An 18,630-nucleotide genomic window follows, 5' to 3' on the forward strand; every position below is an offset into this window, starting at 1 on the left:
CTCAAGTAACTGAGACTGAAGGTAAAGACGGTGAGTCAACCACCACTAAGACCTATGTTGTCGATGCTTCTACTGGCGCGTTGAGCAATCCTACTACCTCTACTCAAGAAACCAAGGCAACTGATAAGGTTGTGAAGGTTGGAAACGTTGATAACAAGACATCTGAAATTCAGTTTAAGACGATTGAAATAAATGATGCTTTCTTAAAGAAGGGCGAGAGAAAAGTTAAAACGCAAGGTAAAAATGGTATTGACGTTGTTACTACCGCGTATGTTGTTGATCCTGTAAACGGTTTAACTAATACTGTCGATTCTTTACGAGGTAAACACATTGATGCAGTTGATGAGGTAGTTTTAGTAGGAACGAAGGAAGATCCTACACCTGCGCAAGCACCAATCAGCCCATCTGCTGACTTACATCAACCTAAGCACATGCATGAACGCTTAACGCCTAAAACTGGAGAGTCATCTTCACTTGCTTCGTTATGGTCGATCATAGGGCTGCCAATCACAGCGCTTGGGATTCTTTATAAAAAGAAGAACAAAAAGCAAGATAAGTAATTTTGTTGCTGGGTTCTTATACCTACAAAAACCCACTCAATATAAACAGCTGTGATCAATGAACTGCACTCCTGAATTTGCACTAAGAAATTAGAACAGATTAGGAGTGCAGTTTTATTATGGGACTTAACCAACAAGCATCAAATCCACTGTAGAAAAAGGGCATTATTATCAGGTTTTATAATAGAAGCAGGATGTGCAAATAAAGAATGCACAAGTATACATTGCACAAGCACAGGCTACACAAGTAAATATCCAGCACTCTCAAAACAAATATTTACTGTTCGAGCAATAAGTCATCTATCAAACTTATCACGCATAATTCTGGTTATGATGTGCGTGTTTTTTAGGAATCTGACTCGCTTTTGATGCCGTAACCATATTGCTAAAACGCATCCAAACACAGCAAGAGTGGAAAATGTAAAAACCTCAAGTTTCCTAAAAACAGAAAGGTATTAATCAATCATGCGTATGACAAAAATGTTGCTAACCACACATTACGTTTGAGCTTTCGTTAAACATAAGCAAAAGAATACTTTTAAGATGAATTACATGCGTATTCTTTAAACTAACACCATGCCTTGCGCTCTGCCCCACACCAAAATCAAACAAACCAATATAATGCATAGCATTCTCGTACAGGTGTATGTTCATCACATTATTGACACAAATAAGAGAGAGGGTAAAATAAACGGAGGCTTATATTGTTATTGCAACTTATATCGTTATTTTAAAATAACAACTTAGTCCTTAAAACTCAGTTGAGGGGAGAAACTATGGCTAAGATTTTAAGCGCAAATGTTACAACAACAACTATTGGAATGGACGATGGAAGCATAAAAGAGGTTGCCACAAATACGCTAAGCTTTTTACCACATACAGGTCAAAGCGTAGAGGTTTACTGCTCCGAAAACCAAATTTTTGTAAATCCAATTGAAGAAACGCCTGTTACGCCCACCCAAATAAACTATATTAATGGAAAAAGAGTTAATAAGATAGCTTATGGTTTGCTTGCTATTTTTCTTGGTGGCTTTGGTATTCACAGATTCTATGCTGGTAAGCCAATAAGCGGAGTATTATATTTGCTTTTCTGTTGGACATTTATTCCAGCAATTATTAGTTTCATCGAAGGAATCGTTGCGCTTACTAAACATGCGGACGAGAACGGCGATATCATCATTTAGTATTGCTCCTTTATAACCGCTGGTAAACGAGCATAATTTTACATCATCGTTGTTGAGCCCTTGTGTTTTGTATAAATCACAAGGGCTTACATGTTTTGTGCGCTTTGCAGCTTAATAACTGGGCTTATACACTTGGCAGCTGGTCATATGTTGCCTTTGTGCCCCAAGCTATAGGGTTAACGCTTTTCTATAATCGTATTTATGGCGTTCCGAACGGCTTGATATCTGTCTTTATTGGAATGCGCAGCTAAACAGGTAATTAAATATCTTTTGCCATTGTTCTCGTACAGGGCAATAATATTATAAGAAGAAGCCATCGTTCCTGTTTTTACGCCTTTGATGTGCTTGTTGTAAAACAGCGACTCTTTATCTAAAAATTCATTGGTATTCTTCCACGTAAAATTGCCTTGTTTTGTTGTAATGGTAAATGAGCTCTCTCCCATGCACTCTTTGACAAAATCGTAATCGAGCAGTTTAAGCGTCACCCTATTGATGTCATCCAAATTGGTAGTGGCCTGCGTAGAAAATCCACTTGGGTCATAGAGATCCGTTTTGCTATAGCCCTCACGTGCTATATATGTACTCAGTGATTTTACAAAATGATTGATATATTCTTTTGCGCTATGACCTGCGCCTAAATCCATTTTGCCGATATTATATGCCATAACATATGCCGCATCGTTTCCAGATGGAACAAGCATCGCTTGCATAATTTGCTTTGCAGTGTATGTTCCACGCGTTAGGTTAGCCATCGATGAACCCGCAGGCACAAGTTTAAGTGTTTCGTCGTTGGCTTCAAAAACGTCATCAAGCTTAACCTTACTAAGTGCATAATCTATGGCAAAAAGTTTTGACAGGCTTGCAACGGTTGGCTCCTGACCCGCTCCTTCATAAAACAAGTAGGCGTTCGCATCCATGTCATACACCGAAAAAGCAAGGGCGTCATCAGGGATTTTAAGTTGTTTAGTATTGACGATAAAATCGATTTTGTCGCTAACGTTTCTTACAATACTTGACTGAAAAATTCTGTTCCTCAAGGGTCCGAATACAACAAAAAGCATCGCAAAAACTATAACGCACACAACTAGCAGCATGTTTCGTTTGTTTTTGCTTTGCTTTTCCATAACTTGTCTCCCGTTGAAGCGGCAGCGTTTGCGGTGTTTGGGTCGCGTGCTTCGCGCGCGCAGCTTAGATTTCTTGCAGCGCTTGAATCGCCTACACCGCTTGGATTGCACGCACCGTTTACAAAGTTAACAAAATTATATACAAATATATATATTAGCTCATCTCTTTCTTTCCAAAACGCGTTACAGCTACCCAAAATACGCCTGCAGAAATCGCAACAGCACATGGCAAAAACGGAAAAAGCGAAACACCATCACCTATCCCCATGGACGTTACCGCATGCAAAGACCGAGAAACCAAATAACCGCTATAACAATAGGGGTACGCCAACCAAAGCGGAGTATTGGCTGCTAAAACACCTGGAATGACCAGAAGAATATTTAATCCAATGGACAGCAACGACTTTTCAAAAAGGACTGTAATTGCCCACATAACGGTAAGACTTGGAATCATAGTTAAAAACAAGATGCCACACCAATTCAAAAGGTACGTCACAGGAAGCGTTTCTGTAATTCCAGTGCTCGTGGTTGCAAACAGACCAGCTATAACAAATACCGCAAAAAATACCGCGATTTCCATAAACAAATAAAACACCAGCACACAAAATTTTGCAGCAGAAAGAGCACGGCGGCTTAAGGGCAACGCAAGCATTTTTAATATCCCGTTATGCGCCGTTTCTCGTCCTGCAATCATCACGCAAATAACAATCATGCTCAGCGGCAACAAATAATACGAATAAATCAGTGCGCTTTGAATAAACATAGCTGCCCATGCGTTTGTATATTCAGGCGTAAAGTATCTATGAAGACTAGCTACGCCAGATGAAACCACCAGAAGCGGAGCAATAAAAATTAAAGGAATAATTTTACTGCGCTTTACTTTTATAAATTCAATGCTAAGCAGGTTCCAAAAGTTCATTTCTATACCTCCTATTCGTAATGCACATGTTGAGCTGTCCACACGCCAGCATATAAAAACAGAATTGTTTCAACAAGCGAGGCAATCACAATCCCCATATGAGGCGCAGCACTCATAGCAACAGCAGGTTTTAGCATGATTACAAAAGGAGAAATCATAAAAAGCATCATGTCTGACGAAGCTACAGCCATGCTGCTTAAAAATCCTGCCACACCAATTCCTAGTGTCATCCACATATTTTCAAATCGCGACGAAATGAAAAGCATAAAAGACAACACTGGCATGGAGGTAATAAACGAATATCCCCCAAAAGATATAAGTGTAGATAACTCAAAGGCACCCTGCGGTAAATCGGTCATACCAATATATGCAAGTGCTAAATTCTGAAGAAAAAAAGCAAGCAAGAGTAGCGCGGTTAGCAGCAAGAATTTACAAAGATACATGCAAGGTACGCTCATGGGGAGCATATGCATCTTTTTAACAGCATTTCCCTTAAATTCCATGTTATACATAATACATGCCGCAACGATCACGCCAAACATGTTTAATACCATGATCATGCCGTAAAGCTGCGTAAGAAGAATATCCATAGGCGCTAAAGGTAGGCTTAATAACGCATCTTTTCTTACAACAAAATTTACAAAGGCATAAGCCGCACCCATAATACCCACCGCAAGCATAAGAGGGATAAAACCCGTCCTTTTGCTTTTCTTAAGTTCAATTACAAACGTTTTCATAACTTTGCCCTCTGCTTTTTGCGTAAGTTGTCACTCTCAATCATAGACAGAAACATCTCTTCCAAATTATCGGCAGCAAAGCCAGAACGCAGGGCATACTGGCGCAAGTCATCCAAACTGCCCTCAAATAACAAACGTCCGTGATTAAGTATTCCAATATCATCTGCCATGAGTTCAATTTCGGAGAGCATATGAGAAGAAATAAGAATCGTGCAATCGTAAAGACTAGGGAGTGATTTAATCAAATTGCGGATTTCATGAATACCAGCAGGATCAAGTCCATTTGTTGGCTCATCCAAAATCAGAATAGGCGGCCTACCAAGTAGCGCGCCCGCAAGTCCTAGTCGCTGTTTCATACCAAGTGAATATTGCTTTGCCAAACGATCGCCAAATTCAGAAAGACTCACCAACTCTAGTGCGTCTTCAACTGCGCATTGGGGAAGCCCTAAGATACGTCGAATGATATCAAGATTTTCTCTACCGGTTAGATTAGCGTAAAACGACGGGGATTCAATAAATGATCCTATTTCCTTCAATATGGGTATACGATCTGCAGGAAAATGCTTTCCATCTATGGTAAAAGTGCCTTGTGTGGGAGCTGTAAGCCCCAAAAGCATTTTCATAGTGGTAGATTTTCCCGCCCCATTTGGACCAAGAAAGCCGTAAATGCTTCCTTTGCGGATATGAAGTGAAACGTTGTTAACAGCTATAAATGATTTGTATCTTTTTGTAAGCTGTTGTGTTGTAACAATATTGTTCATAGCAATATCTCCTTTCTGAGGTTTATGATATTGCACCAACCTTGCAACAACATTCGCTCTACCTTACATCTACCTTACGTTTTGTAAGGCGTTCAAAAAATGTATACGCACATGGCATAATAGAGATAAAGGAGGCTTTGCTATGAATCGGGATGATTATTTGCTGAATAAGCACGTGCTGCTTGTTGATGATGAGGAAGAGTTGTTGCATATGGTTGTGTCCATCCTCAACGAATACGGGTTTCGCCATATAACAGCGGTTCAAACCATGAAAGACGCGATAAACGCGGCTAAAAAATTCCCTCCAGAATTAGCGATCCTTGATGTGATGCTTCCTGATGGAAATGGATTTGATCTCATGAAGTACCTCAAACAATATAGTGATTGTCCTGTTTTGTTTCTCACTGCTTGCGGTGAAGACGAGGACAAATTTAAGGGATTTAACCTAGGTGCCGATGATTATGTGGTAAAACCGTTTCTGCCAAAAGAACTCATGTTTCGTATCATGGCAATATTAAGGAGAAGTTACAAGGGCGAAAGCCCAGTTGTAAAGCTAAAAGACAGTCTGATTGATTTTTCGGCTGCCGAAGTAATAAAAGATGCAAAGCATATTCCGCTGACCGCAAAAGAGCATGATTTACTTTCTGCCTTATACCGCAATGCAGGACGCATTATAACCATTGACGCGTTGTGCGAGGCGGCGTGGGGCGACAATCCTTTTGGATATGAAAATTCTTTAATGGCGCATATACGCCGCATTAGAGAAAAAATTGAGCGTAATCCATCGCAACCCGTTTCGCTCATAACGGTTAAGGGATTGGGCTATAAGCTGATCGTGGAAGAGAAATAGGATGAAAAGCATACCAAAACTCATAAAACGATTTATAGGTATTTTTCTGCTGAGCTCGGTACTTATTTTGGCTATAAACATCATTGCGTTTGCTGTACTGATGGCAAATCAAATCCCTCATAAAGAGACGTCTCCATATAATATTGCAAAAGAAGCTGGAGAAGCGCTCCATGTATCTGCAAACGGAGACTTTACACTCCCCGAGCACATGAGCACTAAACTGAAAGACGCCCATGCATGGGCAATTTTAATTGATAATGACACCTCGCGCGTTGTGTGGAAAACAAAAAATGTTCCCTCCACTATTCCTGCAAGCTATACACTCTCCGATATAGCACAGTTGAGCGTGGGATATCTTAAAGGATACCCCACTTATACGGGCGAAAACGAACGAGGCGTTGTTGTTGTAGGTTTCCCACGCAATAGCTTTTGGAAACACACAACACCAAGTTGGAACTACAGTTTAATTTCAAATTCTCCGCAGATTGTTTTAGGCGTTTTATGTATCAACATCTGCCTTGTCCTTGGAATTTATGTAATAGCTAATATGAAACTCCTTAAATCGGTCAATCCAATTATTAAGGGCATACAACGCCTGTCCACAGCCGAGCGTGTCCACATTCCAGAAACAGGAGCGCTTTCAGAAATATCTGCTCATATCAACTCAACATCCGATGTTTTGCAACAACAAAAAGAACAATTACGGAAAAAAGAAATGGCCCGCGCAAATTGGATAGCGGGTGTTTCTCACGATATTCGTACACCTTTATCTATGGTCATGGGATACGCTAGTCAGCTGGCGAGCTCTTCTTGGCTCGTAACAGAAGATCGAAAAAAAGCGAACATGATTATGAAGCAAAGCGAGCGCATGAAAAATTTAATCAATGATCTTAATCTTGCTTCAAAACTTGAATATAACATGCAGCCAATTAAGAAAAAAGAGGAAAACGCCGTTGGAGTTGTTCGTCAAGTTGTTGTTGATTTCATAAACATGGATATGCAGGGCGAATTTGAAATCGTATGGGAAACAGACGAGAATCTTACCACTTGCAATATTTTTGCAGACAAGGACTTATTAAAGCGAGCGATCTCAAATCTTATGTGGAATAGCATCACTCATAACGAAAGCGGATGCACAATTTATGTGTCTGTGAGCGCAAATCGCAACAATTGCATGATTTGCGTTGAAGATAATGGCATAGGAGTCTCAGATGAAAAACTCAAACAGCTTAATCACACGCCTCATTATATGATCTGTGATACAAGTACCACCGAACAGCGCCATGGCTTAGGGCTTTTGATTGTAGAACAGATTGTCGATGCACATAATGGGAAAACGTCCATAAGCAAAAGTAAGCACGGCGGCTTTATGACCACCTTAACACTACCGCAGATGCCAACAGATGCGCCCAAGACATAAATTAGCCTGATTGTGGGCGTCGGCGGCATACAACAGCTTTACAGCCCGATAAACTCTGAGGGTGACGATGCGCCAAAAATTCTAAATCCAGTTGGCGCAATATATTCATAGCTGCTTCTTGCCTCTTGTTGGTATGCTTGGGCAAGCTCATGAGAACTTCATCAAGAACGCTTTCGCTAAACAGCTGGTTTCCTGTATTTTGCATAACCATAAAACATAATTTTTTGCGTTCTTGGTTGCTTAACGCGCGCCCTTCATATTCAAAACTACCCTTGCACTTTTTTCTAAACCACAAAAACAATTAAGAAACGTAGTTTTACCAGCGCCATCTTTTCCTACAATTGCCGTAATTTGATTACATGCAATTGCAAGCGATGAAATATTGACTATATTTTTCTTTGTGCCCTGGTATGAAAAGGTAAAACTTGCGCGACTTAAGCCCTCAACACCGCGTTTGCGCAGGGCGTTTTCGAGATGAAAACCAATGTAATGTGCCATAAGGCCCGATGCACCACGGAAGATGGTACCAGCGAGCAAAAACGACGCAATAACAAACGCAAGACTTTGTGCACGCGACATATTTTGGTCCGCTATAAGCGCGTACAAAAAACAATTAATAGCATAATAGCCGCAGGTAGTAAGCGCAGCCGATAAACCCGAGGCCAAAACTGCTCCAAGGGCCAAAACCCTAAACTGAGGGATATACGCAAACAGTTTGCGGTATGTATTCATGAGCGCTTCTTTGATGGTAAAGAAGTTGAAGATGTTGAAACAGACTCTTGCATGCTGCCGAACTGATTGTCTCCCTCGTCGCTGGAGCAAGCAGCACCACAGCCGTTATCCTCGTGACTGGCGTGAGCGGTGTCCTGCTTCAAAATATTCAAGAGCAGCTGCTTAATAAGCGCCTGATTATCTTGTACAAGTTTGTGCGCGTTTAGCACATTCGCAGAAAGAATAATCGCATTTACAAAGAACGCCATGAGTTCAAAATTTGAAGGCTCAACAGAAAGCATCTCAGCGTCGATGTTATGCACTTTAAACGTATCAAAAGCAGTGTGTTCAAGCTGCCTATATACATGTTCAAGCCGGGGTTTCTCTTTTTAGCCAACAAAAGCTCCACGTAGACGGGCATAAGTGCATTGCTATCAACTGCCTTCCTAGCCATTTCATCTGCAAGAAAATCAACGCTCCACTGCTTGCCATCCTCAATAGATTTCATCATGATAGCGTTTCGGTATGCAATGCCGTCGAGCATAATGTCGTGGAGTATGTCGGTTGTATTTTAGTAGTAGTGATAAAACCCACCCTTTGATAGCCCTGATTCTTTCATCAAGTCTTCCATGGTTGTATTCTCAAAACCTTGCTCAACAAAAATGCGTATAGCAGCGTGCTTTATTGCCTGCTTGCGTTCATCAAAACTAAGCCGCTTTTTACGAGCCATGCAATTCACCTCATGCTATAAGCTTGTAAAGGGTTAACGAGCTTAATGGGTTGTCGCGTCAAAAGATCGTCGCGTGTCATCACGCGTTGTCTCGTCGCCACACGTTGCCGCACCTGAGGTGTCTTTGCGCGCCGTCCTGCGTCAGCGCGCATTGTCCTGTGTCATCGCGCGTCGTCCTGTGTCAGCGTACTTTATCGGAACTAAAGATCCGCCACCCTATCGACGGATGCGTCGATACCTACAGTATAAGTTTGATAACGCTTACTTTCAAGCATTTTCTCTTTAGATACAATATTCAGCAAAAGAATTTCAAAAAGAATTAGCCGCTTTTGGCATCAGGCACCTATCGTGTTCAGGTAATCAATAAATGCGTGCGGCAGTAATAGCTTGTATATGTGTTGCCTTCTTTTAATAGAAGCGTGTCGTATAAGGTAGGATTTAATATACTGATCTATGTTGTATAAAAAACGGGCTTGGACTATACTTTCTTCAGGTAAATTTAGGAATACATTGAGGTGATTTTGCCACACAAGGATTGTATATTAAATCCTACGTTTTCTGACAGGTACCTTCTGTATGTTTGTATGATGGAGGATAAACATGAAGTATTCTAAAAAGAAATCAAGTACCTATTTACCGATTGCACTAAGCATTGGCGTATGTGCAACGTCTATGAGTGTTGCAGTAGCCGCGGCTCCAACTTCTGCCTATGCAAGTGAGCAACCTGCACAACCTGCTTCACTTACAGCTCCAGCAAATAAAGACGCAGTGCAGAAGGGCGCTTCTAACAAAGAAATTGCGCCACAAAAAGAAAATCAGATAAAGGATGCTCAAGTACCAGCTGCATCATCTTCTAAGCAACTAAGCAACTCCAAAACAAACCAAACAAACAATCCTAAAACAGACGCTTCTACACCAAGCAATACTAAAAATGAAGCTTCAACAGAAGACAAGGCAACTAAAAGCGCCTTAAACACTGAACGCTCTGTTTCAAGCACTGACACTACGGCTAATGCTACTCCTGCATCTACAAGTACTCCTACGCCTGAACAAGTCAAAAACATGGCTGGTTGCATGGCTGAATATAAAGATGAAAATGGCATTAAATATCTCGTTATTAAACCAAAAGATAACGCCACCGAAGGTGTTATCAGTGCCGATCTTAAGAAAGACGATTTCAAACAGATTACATATGTGATACGCCGCAATCAAGATCGCGTACTAAAATTCGAAGGCAAGATATATGGCTATGGCAGTATTGCTGGATTGTTTAGCGATGCCAATATTAAGTCTCTTGGCAATATTGCTAAATTTGACGTAAGCAACGTTACTGATATGTCGTACCTGTTTAGCGGCTGTAAGAATTTGTCAGATATTACAGGCTTGAAAGACTGGAATACAGGCAACGTTACTACGATGAAGGAAATGTTTGCTGGTCAGTTAGGTTATTATCAAGATACCAAAATCGATGGATGCGAAAAATTAACAAATGTCGCTGCCTTAGAGAAGTGGGATACCAGCAAAGTTACTGATATGTCCTACATGTTTAGCGGCTGCAAGAATTTGTCAGATATTTCAGGTTTGAAAAACTGGAAAACAGGCAACGTTACCACCATGCAGGGAATGTTTGGAGGGCAGGTACATCAATTTGCAGGCAAAATTGACGGTTGTACAAGCCTAACAGATGTTAGTGCCTTAAAGACCTGGGATACCAGCAAAGTTACTGATATGTCGTACATGTTCAGTGGATGCAAAAAATTGTCGGATATTGAAGGTTTGAAGGACTGGAATACGAGCAACGTTACTACGGTGAAGGCAATGTTTGGAGGTCAGGTACAAAAACATCTCAGTCCCTCAATGGGCAGCTTTTCCATAGTTAATGGCTGCGAAAAATTAACAGATGTCGCTGCCTTAGAGAAGTGGGATACCAGCAAAGTTACCGATATGGCGTACCTGTTTTTTGGGTGCGCGAATTTGTCAGATATTTCGGGTTTGAGGAGCTGGCATATAGGTAGTGTAACTACAATGCGCGGCATGTTTGCCGGTTATTCTGATTATTTTTACGTAGATTTCGGTAAAACGAAGATTATTTCTATCAGCGCCTGCGAAAAATTAACGAGCCTTAAACCCCTAGCCAAATGGAACACGAGCAACGTTACCGATATGTCCTACATGTTTAGCGGCTGCAAAGGCTTAGAAAGCTTAGCTGGTTTAGAGGAATGGAAAACCGAAAACTTACGTAAGATGCGCGGTATGTTTAGCTGGTATTGTATTATCCATTCTGATGACGACTCTAATAGCTTCTTTATTCGCACTGCGATATCTGGTAATCAGAGCCTTAATGACATTTCTGCACTGTCTAAGTGGAATACCAGTAATGTTACCGATATGTCCTACCTGTTTTTTGGCTGCAAGAATTTATCGGATATTTCTGCGTTGTCTAATTGGAATACCAAAAACGTTACTACCATGCAAGGAATGTTTGCAGGATTTATTGGTGATGAGTATCCGACTCCAACGCATGTTCCTGGTTGTGAAGGGTTGACGAATCTTGACAAGTTATCTGATTGGGATACGAGCAACGTTACCGACATGTCCTACCTATTTTTTGGTTGCAAGAATCTTGAAAATTTGGCAGGTTTAAAAAATTGGAATACCAGCAAAGTTACTAACATGTACTGCATGTTTGTACTGTGTGAAAAATTGAGAAACGTTGATGAGATGGCTAACTGGGACGTTCAGAACGTTACCGACATGAGCAATATGTTCGATGGTTGCAAGAGTCTAGAGAATTTAAACGGGCTTAAAGGTTGGAAGACAAATAAAAATTTAATTATTGCTTGCATGTTTAGCGGCTGCGAAAACTTAACGGATATTAGCGGAATAAAAGATTGGAATATTAGTGTAAATCCAGCAGACGGGCCTCTAAGGTATGTCTTTGCTCGCTGTATGAAACTGACTGATATATCTCCTATACAAAGTTGGGCAGATAAGTTTTATGAAGATAGTTATTATGGTTCGTCTAGTTCCGAAATGTTTGGATACAGAACATCTGAGTATCTTCCACTAACATTCACTAATATAAAGTGGCTTAGGCCTAGAGTATTTTTTGATGTTCTTGGTGATTCTGAAGGGGCTACGTATATATTCAATGTTGGAAATACAACAGATAAAGAAATAATTGATTATTTTAATTCTATTAAAACTCATGATAACCCTGGCTGGGATAATTTAAAATATTATCTCGACAACAATCTAGTTATTACCAACAATGATGTGCTGCTCAATACTATAAAAGGACAAAAAGCAGACGGAGAAAAAGCCCATTTTGTTACTGTGAAATACGGTACTGCCAGTGAAAAAACGCATATTCCAGCGGTGCTTGATTCTCGTATTAACGGGAAAGACAGCGCACCATCAACGGATGCTGTTGAGATCGTAAAACACTACATTCCTGGAGCTGTTGCAGAGGGTGCTAAAACTTTACACACAAAAGATGCCAAGGTTCCAACTGACTATATAGCTGTTGCCGAAAAAGAACTTACCTCAGACGCAAAGCTTTCGGACTTGTTCCAAACCTATACCATTAAAGCGGCGCATACCGTAACATTTATGGATGAAAAGTCGAAGGTCACAACCCTTAAGGTTGAAGCTGGCAAAAAGATTGCCGATCTTGCAGGCGAAACAATCGTAACAAGCGATGCCGTTTTAACAGGTGTTACTATGCCCAATGCTCCTGTTAAAGATGGCTATACGTTTAAAGAGTGGAATACAAAAGCAGACGGCAGTGGCACATCGTTTACCAAAGACAGTGTTGTTGATGCCGATCAAGTGGTATACGCGCAATATACCAAAAACGTGGTGCCAACGCCCGAGCCAATGCCAGAGCCAGAGCCAATACCAGAGCCCGAGCCAATGCCAGAGCCAACGCCTACGCCTGAGCGCACCACACAAATCCAAAAGACTACAATTATTCCGTTTACAACTAACTATGTAGCTAATACCTCTCTTGCATTTAAACAACAAGTAATCAAGGTTTACGGAGTAAACGGAAAAGTTGTTACCACATCTGTCTACCAAATTGATGAGACGCAACCAAACCAGCTTGGAAAGCTTATTTCAACGCACGAAGATATAACACCTGCAGTTAACTGTTTAATTGAGGTGGGTAACAAGGAAGTTATCAAAAATGATGATGGCTCAACAACTATTAAGGTCTATAAAGTAGACCCTTCTACCGGACGTCTTAGTGATCCAACCGAAACGTCTCATGCTCACAACGAGCCAGCTGTCCTTGATACACAAGAAGTAGAAGTGTTACCTGCAAAAATGGTTTATGTAGCAGATGAGACCCTTCCTTTTAACACAAAGAAAAAGATTAGTGATCCTGTAGATGGCTTAAAAGTTACTACACATACAGGTAGCTTTGTTAACGGCGTATGGGTGCCTCGTGATGAGGTAGAAATCACTGCTGCTAAAGACGGTCTAACTAAAGTGGGTAACAAGGAAGTTATCAAAAATGATGATGGCTCAACAACTATTAAGGTCTATAAAGTAGATCCTTCTACTGGACGTCTTATACGCGTCATAAGCACGTATACCACTATGCCTTTGACTAACCTTAAAAAGCATATGAAACAAACACCCAAGACAGGTGATGAGGGTTCATGGGGAGCATTGCTGTCTACGCTTGGTTTTTCGCTTGCAAGTTTTGCAGGAGTGCTTCGCGCGCGCAAAAAGCATACCAACAAGTAGCACGTCTATAGTTCTGCGCTCTGCAGACTACGGCCAGCAGCCTAAAGCTTAAAGCCCTACGGCTTATAGCTCAAATCTCTGCAACTTGTGACTATAGCAGCCATATAAACACCCGAGTGTGAACACTAACACTCGGGTGTTTTGCGCTCGTTATTACATACGGGCTGTATTTGTATTATTTGAACTATCGTGCACGGTTTTCTTATATGAACGCGTTGTTATGCCACTTAAAACACCAGATAAACCCATCCCCATAGCAGCTATTGAAGCCATGTTATTAAACAAATCTGATGTTTGCGGCATGCCCTGTGTTGTATTGTTATCCGACGATGCTCCCCCATCGTTTACGCCACCAGAACTTTTTCCTTCATTCTGTTGATCATCGTCTGATGCGCCGTTTTGTGTAGTGTTCCCTGTGCTGTTTCCAGGCTTTGTGTTTTCTTGCGATGGGGTAGAAGTCTGTTCACCATTTGAAGTTGTATTATTTGTTGAGGTAGACATTGCGCGTTTCTGGTCTAAGCTTATCACGCTTACTGATGAACCATAAGGCATAATAACCGTATTGGTGTCAAATTCTGCATCGTTTGAAGCATTAGTTTTTATTGCATAAAACGTCACAGGCAACTTACCCGAAGGTACAGAACCACCAAAAATAGCCTCAATACCTGCAGGGATATTGGGCCCAAAAGCTTTAGACGGTTCAAGCTTTTCTGTTGGATCCATTCCCTTATTGCCGTAAACACATAACACTGCAGATGCATTTGTATAAAGAGCCGCATCGTAGGGGTTAGCTATTGACATCACTGCAATTGGTATTTTTGCATCGGCGCAGGCATTAACTAAGGATGTGGTTGCAAAAACGCTATACGGAGATTTCTTTTTATCAGTAAGATATTTTGCTGAATACACGCGCGACACAGCAACAACCATCGAATACCCTTTAATTTTGTTCTTGAGTTCATCTACAGTTGCGCTGATTTGCTCTTCCGTTTCATCTCCTGTTTTAATGTAATTATCAACATCACAAACTACATCTTCTGGTAAAACCTTATCGTGTTTCAGGCGACGGATTGCTAACTTTACACCTGGAATTTCATTTGCAAATGCAGTAATGAGCAATACTTTGTCCGAAGCAGTCGGTGCAAATGGTAGGGCATTGTTTTCGTTTTTAACAACCGTGACTGCCGCCTCGGAAACTTTTCGTTCAATCCCGCGATTTTCTTTTGAGCCTACTTGAGCATTTGCAAAGTTCAATGCAGTTGCCCATTCTTTTACTGATTTTGCATAATCAAGAATGCCGCGCTTCTTTTTAAGATTAAGAATGCGCGTAACCGATTCATCCAGCCTCGTGTCAGTAATGTCTTTATCTTTCTCTAAAGCATCTATTAACTTGCGCAGCTTATCAATATCAGCCGTGTTTCTGAGCACCATAGGCATAAGTGCAATATCTACCCCAGCAAGAAACACTCTTTTAACCGCGTCAAAAGGAGTGAAATTTTCGGCTATAGCGCCCATTCCCAAAGCATCAGTAACTGCCACGCCCTTAAAACCCATCTCTGTACGCAAAATGTCAGTCATAATCACCTTAGACAGAGTAGCGGGGAGTTCGAACTCTCCTTTTTTAGGGTTAGTTGATTTAACTTTAGTAGTTTCGATTTTAGGATATTGAATGTGTGCTGTCATAATCATATCGATACCCGACTTAACAGCAGCTTTAAAGGGGATAAATTCAAGATTTTCAAGTTGCTCTTTTGTTTTATCAACACGTGGCAAACCAATATGTGAATCCACAGCAACATCACCATGACCGGGGAAATGCTTCGCCGTTGCGATGATGTTATATTTTTGCATACCTTTCATCATTGCAACACCCATTGAACTAACAAGCTCAGGTTTTTCGCCAAACGAGCGTAAACCAATAACAGGATTAGACGGATTATTGTTTACATCAAAAACGGGTGCAAAATTAACGTTTATGCCAAGTGCGCTCAGCTCACGCCCAATAATTCCTCCGCATTCTTGTGCGTAATCAGGATTACGCGTGGCGCCAACAGCCATGTTACCTGGTAAAGCAGTACCACTTCCTAAACGATAAACAATGCCGCCCTCTTGGTCAATCGTAAGGAAAAGTGGGATATCACCACAAGGATCATGTTTGGAGTTTTGTAGTGCCGCAGCCTGCATATCGCGCGTCAGCTTGAGCGTTTGCTCGGTTTCTTTAACATTATTGGCAAAAAGTATTACACCACCAAAGTGGAACTCATCTAGTGCTGCGCGCACCTCATCATTCATTGCGGTAAGATCTGACGGTTTCTGATCATTTTTTGCTCCCCACTGTCTAAAATCGGGCATAAGCATTTGCTCAATTTTTTGTCGACGTGTCATTGCATGCAAAATAGCTTGAACATCTTTCCCGGCAATACTATTTTGATCTTTCTGATTTGCAAAAGCGGTACGAGACATAATGGGAGTTATAAAACCCAGCCCTACACCAAGCGCGCTGAGTGCAATCCCTCCCGAGACAAATTGCCTACGACTTAAACTGTGCGTAAATTTGCCTGACAAGTCTGATGATTTAGGTAGCATAATTCATCCATCCTCTATAGTAATATGACTGTATATTGGTTGCTTTAAACAAAGGTATATGCATGATCAAACGCAGAAAATGGTGCACTCCCATGATCGCAGCAGTTAGTATAATAATATGTGAATATCCACAATGGTTTTAAGCGGCATAATAATCTGGTGAACGTATCCAACACGTCGGTAAACGGGAAAAGCGCCTATACAGGTTGCCTCACAACACTCCTCCAACTGATATACGCGCATGCACCACGCTCCACCCTATCTGTCCTTGTGCAACATCTGCTATAGATCCACACGCAGCGCAACGGCATTTCGTTGTATGATACAATGAGAAAAATACGAAAAAGGATCTGAAATTATGAGCTATGAATTGGGCATTATCGGCGGCATGGGGCCTTTGGCTACATCCGTTCTTTTTGATTATATTGTTCGCCATACGGAGGCCAACAAAGATCAAGAACACATAAACGCAATCATCTTAAATCATGCCACCCTTCCCGATCGAACAGATGTTATCTTACACGGTAATGATCAAGTGTTTCTTGATGCCGTCAAAGGAGATTTTCAGATATTAAACAACCTGAATGTGCCTTTGATTGCGTTTCCGTGTAACACAAGCCACTACTTTTTTGATGCAATGGCTTCTATGGCTCAAGGAAAAATTATTAACATGGTAGACGAGACGCTTGCTCGTTGTAAACAGATGGGCGCCAAAAACGTTGCTGTTTTTGCCACGCAAGGCACACGCTCAACAAAGTTGTATGAACGCTATGCAGCTCTGCACGATCTTAAGGTTATCTATCCCACAGAAGAAGAGCAAAATACCATTACAGACGTAATATATGGCGTTAAAAAAACTGGCCAAACTCAGTTTCCTGCTCTGGATTTGCTCATTGCCAAATATACACAGGATGCAATTGTTATTCTTGCCTGTACGGAGCTTTCTACGCTGGGCATAACCCATAAAAATGTTGTAGATACCACCCAAGTTTTAGGCGACGCAATCATTAAGACCTGTGGTCGAAAGAGGGTATAATGCAGTTCATTCCCATTATTTTAGGAACCGATATTAATGCATACGGTGTTGCGCGTTCTTTACACGAAGCATATGGAGTTCATTCATACGCTTTTGGAGTGAAAGCACTGCGCTTTACTCGTGCATCAAAGATTGTCGATGTAGAAGTCCACGAGGATTTTGACACAGACACAGGATTTCTGCGCGTCCTTGAAAGCGTGACCCAACGTTTTAGCGAGCAAAACAAGCCCTTGTTACTTATTTCGTGCTCTGATGGCTACACGGCACTTATTGTTAAGCATAAACACGAGCTCGAAAAGCATTTTGTATTTAATTACATCGATTACGACCTGCAGAAAAAACTAGAAAACAAAATTAATTTTTATCAGATTTGCCAAGATTATGGTCTGGATTATCCTGCAACAAAAATTATAACCAAGCAAACTAAAAATGATTTGGATTTGGGTCTCACGTTTCCTGTTGGGCTAAAAGCTGATGACAGTATTGAGTTTGCTCGTATGAATTTTGAAGGCAAGGAAAAGTTTTACAAGATTAATACGCGCGACGAATTAGAGCACGTGGTCAACACCATCTATAATGAGGGATACCAAGGAAAGCTTGTTGTACAAGACTTTATTCCAGGTAATTCCTCGGCAATGTACGTGCTCAACGCATACGTAGACAGCTGCGGCAAAGTTAGCATGATGTGCCTTGGAAAATGTCTTTTAGACGAGTGTTTGCCCTACGAGATAGGTAATTATAATGCCCTTTTAACCATGGGCGACAAAGCTCTTTATGATCGCTATGCTCGTTTCTTACAAGACATTGGCTATCGTGGTTTTGCTAACTTTGATTTAAAGTACGACGTGCGTGACCATACGTATAAGGTATTTGAAATTAATCTTCGCCAGGGTCGATCTTCGTATTATATGACAGCTGGCGGATGTAATTTTATGCATTATGTTGTAGAAGACTTAATTGAGCATAATCACCTAGCACCGCACTATCACGATGAGCGTGGCCTTTGGTTATATGTAGATCCAAGCGTGCTTAAAAAATATGGAAGCCCCGCGGATAAAGACCTGATAAACACCTATCTTGCTAAGGGCTATAAGTTTACACAGTGGTACGAAAAAGATCGATCGTTCGTGCGCTTTTTGGACTACATGAGAAGACGCATTTCTACACGCAAGTATTATCCAAAGTATCAGCCGCTACGACAAGATGACTAATCTTCATAATGCGAGCATGCCGCGTGTTCGTTGTGTTAAGAATTAT

At 41.2% G+C, this 18,630-nt stretch carries 16 protein-coding genes; 7 read left to right on the forward strand and 9 right to left on the reverse strand.

Going from position 1 to position 18,630, the window contains the following annotated elements; translation table 11 throughout:
* Together AC1DBT_RS01015 and AC1DBT_RS01020 are read left to right on the forward strand one after the other, a co-directional pair.
* Positions 1 to 560 (forward strand): G5 domain-containing protein (locus AC1DBT_RS01015; RefSeq protein ID WP_480018248.1); only part of this gene is annotated, 560 nt, incomplete at its 5' end.
* Positions 561 to 1,336: 776 nt separating this feature from the next.
* Positions 1,337 to 1,744, forward strand: coding sequence for a TM2 domain-containing protein (locus tag AC1DBT_RS01020; protein WP_480018249.1), 408 nt, complete (start codon positions 1,337 to 1,339; stop codon positions 1,742 to 1,744).
* Between the two features lie 176 nt (positions 1,745 to 1,920).
* Here the strand turns inward: AC1DBT_RS01020 and AC1DBT_RS01025 are convergent, their stop codons facing one another.
* The 4 genes from AC1DBT_RS01025 to AC1DBT_RS01040 all read right to left on the reverse strand — a co-directional run bounded on the left by AC1DBT_RS01025 (position 1,921) and on the right by AC1DBT_RS01040 (position 5,285).
* Positions 1,921 to 2,868, reverse strand: coding sequence for a D-alanyl-D-alanine carboxypeptidase family protein (locus tag AC1DBT_RS01025; RefSeq protein WP_480018250.1), 948 nt, complete (start codon positions 2,866 to 2,868; stop codon positions 1,921 to 1,923).
* A 154-nt stretch (positions 2,869 to 3,022) separates the two neighbouring features.
* On the reverse strand, positions 3,023 to 3,787 hold the full coding sequence (locus tag AC1DBT_RS01030) for an ABC transporter permease (RefSeq protein WP_480018251.1): 765 nt from the start codon (positions 3,785 to 3,787) through the stop codon (positions 3,023 to 3,025).
* Between the two features lie 11 nt (positions 3,788 to 3,798).
* Positions 3,799 to 4,524: an ABC transporter permease gene (locus tag AC1DBT_RS01035; protein WP_480018252.1), complete on the reverse strand. Its 726-nt coding sequence runs from the start codon at positions 4,522 to 4,524 to the stop codon at positions 3,799 to 3,801.
* A complete protein-coding gene (locus tag AC1DBT_RS01040; protein ID WP_010241598.1) occupies positions 4,521 to 5,285 on the reverse strand; it encodes an ABC transporter ATP-binding protein in 765 nt (254 codons plus the stop codon). Before AC1DBT_RS01040 ends, AC1DBT_RS01035 begins: the two co-directional genes overlap by 4 nt.
* Before the next feature lie 142 nt (positions 5,286 to 5,427).
* Here AC1DBT_RS01040 and AC1DBT_RS01045 point away from each other — a divergent pair, with 142 nt between their 5' ends.
* Together AC1DBT_RS01045 and AC1DBT_RS01050 are read left to right on the forward strand one after the other, a co-directional pair.
* Complete coding sequence (locus AC1DBT_RS01045; RefSeq protein ID WP_480018253.1) at positions 5,428 to 6,135, forward strand: response regulator transcription factor; 708 nt, start codon at positions 5,428 to 5,430, stop codon at positions 6,133 to 6,135.
* Between the two features lies 1 nt (position 6,136).
* Positions 6,137 to 7,555, forward strand: a complete 1,419-nt coding sequence (locus tag AC1DBT_RS01050) for a sensor histidine kinase (protein ID WP_480018254.1) — start codon at positions 6,137 to 6,139, stop codon at positions 7,553 to 7,555.
* Between the two features lies 1 nt (position 7,556).
* Here AC1DBT_RS01050 and AC1DBT_RS01055 read toward each other — a convergent pair whose 3' ends face one another.
* The 4 genes from AC1DBT_RS01055 to AC1DBT_RS01070 all read right to left on the reverse strand — a co-directional run bounded on the left by AC1DBT_RS01055 (position 7,557) and on the right by AC1DBT_RS01070 (position 8,996).
* Positions 7,557 to 7,760: a hypothetical protein gene (locus tag AC1DBT_RS01055; RefSeq protein ID WP_480018255.1), complete on the reverse strand. Its 204-nt coding sequence runs from the start codon at positions 7,758 to 7,760 to the stop codon at positions 7,557 to 7,559.
* A gap of 35 nt (positions 7,761 to 7,795) precedes the next feature.
* The gene (locus AC1DBT_RS01060; protein ID WP_480018256.1) at positions 7,796 to 8,287 is read right to left on the reverse strand and encodes an ATP-binding cassette domain-containing protein; all 492 of its coding nucleotides are present in this window, start codon (positions 8,285 to 8,287) and stop codon (positions 7,796 to 7,798) included.
* The gene (locus tag AC1DBT_RS01065) at positions 8,284 to 8,589 is read right to left on the reverse strand and encodes a hypothetical protein (RefSeq protein ID WP_480018257.1); all 306 of its coding nucleotides are present in this window, start codon (positions 8,587 to 8,589) and stop codon (positions 8,284 to 8,286) included. Before AC1DBT_RS01065 ends, AC1DBT_RS01060 begins: the two co-directional genes overlap by 4 nt.
* 248 nt (positions 8,590 to 8,837) lie before the next feature.
* Positions 8,838 to 8,996: a TetR/AcrR family transcriptional regulator gene (locus tag AC1DBT_RS01070; RefSeq protein WP_480018258.1), complete on the reverse strand. Its 159-nt coding sequence runs from the start codon at positions 8,994 to 8,996 to the stop codon at positions 8,838 to 8,840.
* A gap of 600 nt (positions 8,997 to 9,596) precedes the next feature.
* Between AC1DBT_RS01070 and AC1DBT_RS01075 the strand changes: the two genes are divergently transcribed.
* Positions 9,597 to 13,751, forward strand: coding sequence for a BspA family leucine-rich repeat surface protein (locus AC1DBT_RS01075; RefSeq protein WP_480018259.1), 4,155 nt, complete (start codon positions 9,597 to 9,599; stop codon positions 13,749 to 13,751).
* Between the two features lie 153 nt (positions 13,752 to 13,904).
* Here AC1DBT_RS01075 and AC1DBT_RS01080 read toward each other — a convergent pair whose 3' ends face one another.
* The gene (locus AC1DBT_RS01080) at positions 13,905 to 16,337 is read right to left on the reverse strand and encodes a glycoside hydrolase family 3 protein (RefSeq protein ID WP_480018260.1); all 2,433 of its coding nucleotides are present in this window, start codon (positions 16,335 to 16,337) and stop codon (positions 13,905 to 13,907) included.
* 358 nt (positions 16,338 to 16,695) lie between these two features.
* Between AC1DBT_RS01080 and AC1DBT_RS01085 the strand changes: the two genes are divergently transcribed.
* Together AC1DBT_RS01085 and AC1DBT_RS01090 are read left to right on the forward strand one after the other, a co-directional pair.
* A complete protein-coding gene (locus AC1DBT_RS01085; protein WP_480018261.1) occupies positions 16,696 to 17,373 on the forward strand; it encodes an aspartate/glutamate racemase family protein in 678 nt (225 codons plus the stop codon).
* Positions 17,373 to 18,584: a carboxylate--amine ligase gene (locus AC1DBT_RS01090; RefSeq protein WP_480018262.1), complete on the forward strand. Its 1,212-nt coding sequence runs from the start codon at positions 17,373 to 17,375 to the stop codon at positions 18,582 to 18,584. The genes AC1DBT_RS01085 and AC1DBT_RS01090 overlap by 1 nt, the downstream gene beginning before the upstream one ends.
* The last annotated feature ends 46 nt before the right edge of the window (positions 18,585 to 18,630 follow it).

It is taken from the genome of Fannyhessea sp. C0108B2 (genome assembly GCF_056583915.1).

Excerpts from the sequence above, each read along its gene's own strand:
- AC1DBT_RS01020 (WP_480018249.1), top strand. The coding sequence starts at position 1,337 with ATGGCTAAGATTTTAAGCGCAAATGTTACAACAACAACTATTGGAATG.
- AC1DBT_RS01025 (WP_480018250.1), bottom strand. The coding sequence starts at position 2,868 with ATGGAAAAGCAAAGCAAAAACAAACGAAACATGCTGCTAGTTGTGTGC.
- AC1DBT_RS01030 (WP_480018251.1), bottom strand. The coding sequence starts at position 3,787 with ATGAACTTTTGGAACCTGCTTAGCATTGAATTTATAAAAGTAAAGCGC.
- AC1DBT_RS01035 (WP_480018252.1), bottom strand. The coding sequence starts at position 4,524 with ATGAAAACGTTTGTAATTGAACTTAAGAAAAGCAAAAGGACGGGTTTT.
- AC1DBT_RS01040 (WP_010241598.1), bottom strand. The coding sequence starts at position 5,285 with ATGAACAATATTGTTACAACACAACAGCTTACAAAAAGATACAAATCA.
- AC1DBT_RS01045 (WP_480018253.1), top strand. The coding sequence starts at position 5,428 with ATGAATCGGGATGATTATTTGCTGAATAAGCACGTGCTGCTTGTTGAT.
- AC1DBT_RS01050 (WP_480018254.1), top strand. The coding sequence starts at position 6,137 with ATGAAAAGCATACCAAAACTCATAAAACGATTTATAGGTATTTTTCTG.
- AC1DBT_RS01055 (WP_480018255.1), bottom strand. The coding sequence starts at position 7,760 with ATGCAAAATACAGGAAACCAGCTGTTTAGCGAAAGCGTTCTTGATGAA.
- AC1DBT_RS01060 (WP_480018256.1), bottom strand. The coding sequence starts at position 8,287 with ATGAATACATACCGCAAACTGTTTGCGTATATCCCTCAGTTTAGGGTT.
- AC1DBT_RS01070 (WP_480018258.1), bottom strand. The coding sequence starts at position 8,996 with ATGGCTCGTAAAAAGCGGCTTAGTTTTGATGAACGCAAGCAGGCAATA.
- AC1DBT_RS01075 (WP_480018259.1), top strand. The coding sequence starts at position 9,597 with ATGAAGTATTCTAAAAAGAAATCAAGTACCTATTTACCGATTGCACTA.
- AC1DBT_RS01080 (WP_480018260.1), bottom strand. The coding sequence starts at position 16,337 with ATGCTACCTAAATCATCAGACTTGTCAGGCAAATTTACGCACAGTTTA.
- AC1DBT_RS01085 (WP_480018261.1), top strand. The coding sequence starts at position 16,696 with ATGAGCTATGAATTGGGCATTATCGGCGGCATGGGGCCTTTGGCTACA.
- AC1DBT_RS01090 (WP_480018262.1), top strand. The coding sequence starts at position 17,373 with ATGCAGTTCATTCCCATTATTTTAGGAACCGATATTAATGCATACGGT.